Source organism: Lysobacter enzymogenes (genome assembly GCF_017168095.1).
GTDB lineage: Bacteria > Pseudomonadota > Gammaproteobacteria > Xanthomonadales > Xanthomonadaceae > Lysobacter > Lysobacter enzymogenes_D.
On the sequence record NZ_LXSD01000565.1, the window covers coordinates 1 to 3,989 of the forward strand.

Consider the following 3,989-nt stretch of genomic DNA (forward strand, 5'->3'; position numbering starts at 1 on the left):
TATCCGCCCGGCACGGTTCCGCCCGGCACGGTTCCGCCGCAACCCGGCGTCGCGCCGGCGCAACCCGGCGCCGTGCCGCAGCCCGGCGTCGCGCCGGCCCCGAATCCCGCCTATCCGGCCGGCGCGCCGGCGGCGGCACCTGCACCTGCACCGACCGGTACTGCGAATGGAGTCAGCACCCGATGAATTGCTTGCGTAAACAAAGCCTGGCCGCCCTGCTGCTGCTGGCGGTCTCCGGTCTGGTCCTGCCTGCTTCGGCGCAGGTGGTGCAGGAATACGAATACGAAGCCAACCGCATCTATCAGGTGCGTACCGGCCTGGGCATCACCACCCAGATCGAGCTGAGCCCGAGCGAGAACATCCTCGACTACAGCACCGGCTTCAGCAGCGGCTGGGACCTCAGCCGACGCGACAACATCTTCTATCTCAAGCCGAAGAACGTCGACGTCGACACCAACATGATGATCCGGACGACGACGCACTCGTACATCCTGGAACTGAAGGTGGTGGCGACCGACTGGCGCGTGCTGGAGCAGGCCAAGCAGGCCGGCGTGCAGTACAAGATCAAGTTCGTGTACCCCAACGGCACCGAGTTCTCCGCGGCCAGGGAAAGCAGCGAGCAGGCTTCCGCCGAGCTGAACACCACGCTCGACAAGAACCGGCTGTACAACTTCGACTACCAGTTCTCCAGTCGCAAGAAGCAGTCCTGGCTGGTGCCGACCAACGTCTACGACGACGGTCAGTTCACCTACATCAAGATCAACGCGCTGAAGGATCTGCCCACCGGCAACTTCCCCGCGGTGTTCGGCCGCGAGCGTGAAGGCAGCGAAGACTTCGTGGTCAACACCACGGTCGAGGGCAACACCATCATCGTGCACGGCACGTACCCCTACTTGATCATCCGTCACGGCAACAACGTCGTCGGTCTGCGCAGGAAGAAGCAGAAATGAGCCAGAACATGCCTCCCAATCAGCCGGGCCAGCCCGACAACGGCACTCCGCAGGATGGCGGCAGCTACGGCTACGCCGGCGCCAACCCCTATTACGGCCAGCAGCAGGGCGGCGCCGCCGCGCCCGACCTGGACGCCAACGCTCCGACGCTGAAGACCGCCGACGTCCAGCGCATGAACCGCAAGGCGCTGCTGTTCCTCGGCGGCATCGTGCTGTTGCTGCTGATCGCCGCGTTCTTCCTGCTCAAGAGCGCGACCACCAGCGAGAAGAAGCCGCCGAAGGTCGACGAGGAAGTCATCAGCGTGCCCGATGCGCCGGTCACCACCACCCAGCCGCCGCTGCCGCCGTTGCCGCCGCCGCCGGCGACGGTGGAGCCGATCGCCATGGCGCCGCCGCCGGCGCAGGACGATCGTCCGCGCAACAGCGACGAAGCGATGGGCGAACCGCGCGAGCGCGGTCCGAGCCTGCTGGAACGCCGCATGTCCGGCGAGGGCGGCAGCGCCGCCAGCGGCGGGGAAGGCGGCAGCGAGATTCCTGCCGGCGACCAGGCCTATCTGCAGTCGCTGATCGCCCAGCAGCAGGGCGGCGGCCAGGCCCCGGCCAAGGTCGAGCGCGAACAGGTCACCTCGGCCCAGCCGCTGTACAACCCCGACACGCTGCTGCTTCGCGGCACCTACATCCGCTGCGTGATGGAAACCCGCATCGTCACCGACGTACCGGGCTTCAGCTCCTGCGTGGTGACCGAGCCGATCTATTCGGTCAACGGCCGCCGCCTGCTGCTGCCGAAGGGTTCCAAGGTGTCGGGCCGTTACCAGAACAACAACACCGACATCAAGCGCGTGGCCGTGGTGTGGGACCGCATCACCACCCCGACCGGCCTGGACGTCAACATGGCCAGCCCGGGCGTGGACAATCTCGGCGGCGCCGGCATCCCCGGCCAGTACGACGCGCACTGGGGCAGCCGCATCGCCTCGGCGCTGCTGATCAGCCTGATCAGCGACGCGTTCAAGTACGCGGCGGCGAAGAACGGCCCGGAAAGCACCACCGTCACCCAGGGCGGCACCACCATCACCGAGCCGTACGAAAGCAACACGGCCAAGGCGATGGAGCGGCTGGCCAACCAGGCGTTGGAGAAGAGCGTGAACCGCCCGGCGACCATCACCGTCAACCAGGGCACGATCGTGAACATCTACGTCGCCAAGGACGTGGACTTCTCCTCGGTCCTGCGTTGATCCGCAGCGTCGCAACCGGCAGAACAGTCACAGGCAATGGATTCGGATAATTCACCCATCGCGCAGGTTTCCAACGACTTCCTGGACTATCAGTACCAGGTGCTCGGCATCCTGGAGTACATGAGCTCCCCGGACGTTACGGAAATCTGCATCAACCGTCCGGGCGAGCTGTACCTGGAAACCCGCGGCGGTTGGCAGCGCATCGAGGTGCCGAGCCTGACCTTCGAGCGCGCGCGGCAGTTCTGCACCGCGGTGGTCAACGAGAGCAACACCGGCCAGCGCATCACCGATGCCGACCCGGTGGTCTCGTTGACCTTCCCGACGGGGCAGCGCGCGCAGTTCGTGATTCCGCCGGCCATTGACGCGGGCAAGGTGTCCATCACCATCCGCCTGCCGTCCAAGCACAGCAAGACCTTGCAGCAGTATCAGGATGACGGCTTCTTCGAGCAGATCCTGGAGTCGGGGGCGAGCATCAGCGACCACGACAAGGAACTGCTGGAGATCCGCGCCCAGCGCAACTACGCCGAGTTCTTCAAGAAAGCGGTGCAGTACAAGAAGAACATCGTCGTCGCCGGCGCCACCGGCAGCGGCAAGACCACCTTCATGAAGTCGCTGGTCGGCCACATTCCCGACTACGAGCGCCTGGTCACCATCGAAGACGCGCGCGAGCTTTTCATCACTCAGCCCAATGTCGTGCACTTGCTCTACTCGAAAGGTGGACAAAGCACGAGCAACGTGACGGCGAAGAGTTGTATGGAAGCCTGCCTGCGCATGAAGCCCGACCGCATCATCCTGGCCGAGTTGCGCGGCGACGAATCGTTCTACTTCATCCGTAACTGCGCATCCGGTCATCCAGGTTCCATCACCAGCTGCCATGCTGGCAGCACGGCGCAAACCTGGGATCAGCTGTCGCTGATGGTGAAGGCGTCGGCCGAGGGGTCGGGCCTGGAGTTCGCGGTGATCAAGCGTCTGTTGATGCTGACGATCGACATCGTCGTCCACATCAAGGCCCACGCAGGGCAGCGCTTCATCACCGGCATCGACTTCAGCCCGGAGCGGCAGCTGGCGGCGAACTGAGACATCCGCCGGGCCAGGTGTCGTTGACAAAGCTGGCTGGAATGTGAATGATAACATCGGCGGCCTGGGTTCGCAGCCTGGGCGCTATCCATCCTTATAATGGACGGGGAGTGGCGCCAAGGTTGGCAGACGGGGGGAGCTAGGGAATGTTGCCCGGGATCGAACTTACAAATTGCACGGGCTTGGCGGTTCCGCACGAAGTGATGCATCACGTCGTGCGCGTGGAATCGTCGTTCAACCCTTACGCCATCGGCGTGGTCGGCGGTCGCCTGGTGCGCCAGCCCAAGACCTTGCCCGAGGCGGTCGCGACCGTGCGCATGCTCGAGCGTCGCGGCTACAACTTTTCCATCGGCGTCGCCCAGGTCAATCGTTACAACCTCGGCAAGTACGGCCTGGACTCCTACGAAAAAGCCTTCGACGTCTGCCCGAACCTGCAGGCCGGCTCGCGCATCCTGGCCGAGTGCTACCAGCGCTCGCAGGACTGGGGCAAGTCGTTCAGCTGCTACTACTCCGGCAACTTCGTCACCGGTTTCCGCCACGGTTACGTGCAGAAGATCTACGCTTCGATGCGCAAGGGCCAGGCCGGCGCGACCGAGATGGGCGCGATCGCCGTGATCGACAATCCCAAGGCCGGCGGCGCCGCCGCGGCCCCGGCCGCCTACGCGCCGGGCCGTCGCACCACGGTCGCCCGCGCCGAGCCGCTCACCGCGCGCGAACCCGATACCGCCGC

At 65.2% G+C, this 3,989-nt stretch carries 4 protein-coding genes; all 4 read left to right on the plus strand.

Annotated elements, in window-relative coordinates:
• Window positions 1-182 precede the first annotated feature (182 nt).
• Window positions 183-950: a TrbG/VirB9 family P-type conjugative transfer protein gene (locus tag A7A76_RS22175; RefSeq protein ID WP_206413349.1), complete on the plus strand. Its 768-nt coding sequence runs from the start codon at window positions 183-185 to the stop codon at window positions 948-950.
• Complete coding sequence (locus tag A7A76_RS22180) at window positions 947-2,182, plus strand: TrbI/VirB10 family protein (protein WP_206413350.1); 1,236 nt, start codon at window positions 947-949, stop codon at window positions 2,180-2,182. The genes A7A76_RS22175 and A7A76_RS22180 overlap by 4 nt, the downstream gene beginning before the upstream one ends.
• 36 nt (window positions 2,183-2,218) lie before the next feature.
• Window positions 2,219-3,259 carry a P-type DNA transfer ATPase VirB11 gene (virB11, locus tag A7A76_RS22185; RefSeq protein ID WP_206413351.1) on the plus strand — a complete coding sequence of 347 codons (1,041 nt, stop codon included), beginning with the start codon at window positions 2,219-2,221 and terminating at the stop codon, window positions 3,257-3,259.
• 146 nt (window positions 3,260-3,405) lie between these two features.
• A partial coding sequence (locus A7A76_RS22190; protein WP_206413352.1) for a lytic transglycosylase domain-containing protein occupies window positions 3,406-3,989 on the plus strand: 584 nt, incomplete at its 3' end.